Annotated in this window: 1 protein-coding gene; it reads right to left on the reverse strand. The window is 47.3% G+C overall.

The window, feature by feature from the left end; all coding sequences use genetic code 11:
• Positions 1-235 precede the first annotated feature (235 nt).
• Positions 236-1,486: IS110 family RNA-guided transposase (locus C558_RS0129995; protein ID WP_018759981.1), on the reverse strand; the 1,251-nt coding region annotated here is incomplete at its 5' end.

A 1,486-nucleotide genomic window follows, 5' to 3' on the forward strand; every position in this document is an offset into this window, starting at 1 on the left:
ATATTCTTCCATATGCTGCACACATTCTCCACGCCGCCCCTGGAGGTTCTCACTCCCATGTCTCAACGGGTCTTTGCCCTCTCATTCCTTCGTTACGCCTGTCCAAGGGGTGGAGGCCGGTCTTGCTAACGGTACGGGTCGGTGCCCTTTGGTTGAATGTATCCGGTACTCCGTGCTTTCTTTGAAACCCTGCGAATAAGCCAAAATTCGTACGACGAAACGGTTATCTTAAGCTTTAAGCTGCTAGTTGAATTGGCATCGTTTTATGAGGATTGTATGCCTCGTTGCTACGAGCCATCCCTACGAGAATGCGAGCTAATTTACCACATAGTTTCATCAGGGACCTCATTTTCTTCATCTTTTTCACTTGAACATTGTACGTATGGATCGCTTTGAACTCCGGATTGTTCGCAATTAAACTCATGGCCATCATAAAGATGAAACGGCGGAGGCGAGATCGTCCACGTTTACTAATCTTCATCTGACCCGTCCATTTCCCAGAGCTTGCTTCTGCGAGGTTAAGGCCAGCATGCCGCAGTAGAGCATTGCCATGAACAAATCCGCTTAAATCGCCGGCTTCACCAAGAATTCCAGCGAGTGAAATGGCGCTAATTCCTTTGACAGCAAGCATGGATTTAGCAAAAGGAATGCGATCTAACACGGCGATAATCTCCGCTTCTACTATGCTTAGCTGCTGGCAAGCAAGGTCGTATTCATCGAGTAACTGCTTCAAGTGAAGCTTGTAGGCATTCGTGGCTTGTCTAGAACCCACAGAGCTACTAGCAGGGGCGATAAGAGCTCGAGCTTTTCGCTCACCAGAATGACGCTTCATCAGTGATTTCCAGCCTTCGATGATTTCTCTTGGCTGTAGTTTTCGAAGTTCTTCAGGTGTAGGAAAAAGACGAAGTGTGGCCAACGAACCGGTGCACATGAGGTTCTTAAATACCTGCCGCAACTCGGGGAAAACAATGTCAACAAAGCGATGGATTTGGTTTTTAGCACTCACGAGTCTCGTCACGACAGAGTCGCGGTTTGAGAGATAAACACGCAGCTCTTCAAATTCCTCAGGCGTGCTGCGAATGAAAGAGTAATAGCCGTTTTTGACCATATCTGCAATAACAAGTGCATCCTTTTTGTCGCTCTTGGAAGGCGTATTGTCACGGTTTTCTTTGTTCTTTTTCACGAGATGAGGATTGACAAGAACGACTTCGAATTGGTGATCCGAGAGCCACTTGGAAAGGTTAAGCCAGTAGTGACCGGTAGGTTCCATCCCGACAATGGCGTTAGTTAGAGTGTGTGATGCTTGTAGAGATTGCACCCACCGAAGGAGATAGTGAAATCCTTCTTCATCGTTTGAAAAGGAAAGGGGATTCCCAATGGCGATTCCTCGAAAGTTCACCGCACGTGCTACATGAGTTTGCTGGGCGATGTCGATCCCGACGACGAGGTGCTTGGCGGTAATCTTTTCAATGAGTTGATTTTGTTT

The sequence above is a fragment of the Paenibacillus terrigena DSM 21567 genome, assembly GCF_000374845.1.
GTDB lineage: Bacteria > Bacillota > Bacilli > Paenibacillales > Paenibacillaceae > Paenibacillus_K > Paenibacillus_K terrigena.